Origin of the sequence: Corynebacterium sp. MSK071, from assembly GCF_030232125.1 — a bacterium.
Taxonomy (GTDB): domain Bacteria; phylum Actinomycetota; class Actinomycetes; order Mycobacteriales; family Mycobacteriaceae; genus Corynebacterium; species Corynebacterium kefirresidentii.
The window spans coordinates 3,912-5,118 of sequence record NZ_JASPJA010000024.1; the positions used below are offsets into that span (position 1 = coordinate 3,912).

1 protein-coding gene and 1 pseudogene are annotated in these 1,207 nt (G+C 57.5%); both read right to left on the reverse strand.

Annotated features, from left to right (window positions below):
• Positions 1-863, reverse strand: an 863-nt coding sequence (locus QP990_RS11915) for a major capsid protein (RefSeq protein WP_284799386.1), incomplete at its 3' end; no start/stop codon positions are given.
• A gap of 2 nt (positions 864-865) precedes the next feature.
• Positions 866-1,207, reverse strand: a pseudogene (locus QP990_RS11920) (hypothetical protein); the annotation flags it as partial.

The following is a 1,207-nucleotide window of genomic DNA, read 5'->3' on the forward strand; positions in this document are numbered from 1 at the left end:
TCCACCGTCTGGCCCCACACGGTATAGCCCAAAAGACCAGACTGAGTCTCCGGCGGAAGGAAGTACAACGTATTCTCATCGAGAATGCGGCGAGCAGCCTTACCATCACGCACCGAACGAGAATACGACGTAATCCCCGGAAGGCCTTGGTCCTGCAGCACGGCGTTGATAGCGCCAGACGATACGCGTGCCAATTCGCCCGTAGTGTTGGCCGCATCGCGGAACTGCTTATTCGTTTGCAGCTTCTGGATAACCTTCGGCGAGGCAATAATGGTGCCCGGCTTAGTACCGTTGGCATCCTCATAGTCCATGGCCCACGAGATGATATCTTCCAGGGCGCCGGAGTCTTGGTCATCCCAGTGTTTCTTCGGGGTGACCTCGAATTCTTCATCGCGGCCAATGCCGGCGTCGACGATGGCGCCATTTTCGATATAGCGCACACGGCCGGTGGTGAGAACGTCTCCGCGGGCTACTTCGACGCGGTTAGCAACTGCGCGCACTACGGTCTCGGTGGCCTTGGTCATGTCATCTTCCTGGAAGCGAGAATCACCCTGGTGGAAGCTACGCAGCTGGTCCATCTCGTTGATGCGGACCTTCTGGCCGATAAGTGGCATCTGCATCATGGCCTTGTGTCCGCCGCCCATGGAACCAATCGGCGTTTCAGCATCTGCAGAACGAACCTCTGCGAGTCGGCCGGTGTCCTGCTCGGTCATCCAGCTAAAGAACATGTCGTTGATGAGCTGGTCGGGGAAGTAAGTAGACAGGGAGCCGCCGGCGGTCTGCAGGTCGTTCAGGTAGTGGTTTGCGTAGATAGTCAGGTCCTCCGGCGAGAGGACCTCGTTCCAAATGTGCGTAGAACCCATGATTAATCCTCCCGTACGTCGCCGATGGCATCGAAGTTGGTGGAACCGTCTTCATTCCACAAAGAACCGTGCGGCTCATGAACAAATGTGAACTCTGGGTGGTCGCATTCTGCGATGGTGACTCGGTTGTTGGAGTCTGGAAGGCGGTCGACGCGGACGCGGCCGTGCCACGCGATGGGTACAACCTCTCCTGGGTTGTTGTCTTGGTCGGTAAGTAGGAAACCGTCCACGGACTGAGTCTTTGACGTCACTGGTACCCAGTAGTCTCCTTCGCGGTGCAAGGCGGTGCCAGAGGGTAGGACGGATGTGCGAATATGGGTAGTCTTTTCGTCCAGCGTGCCGGT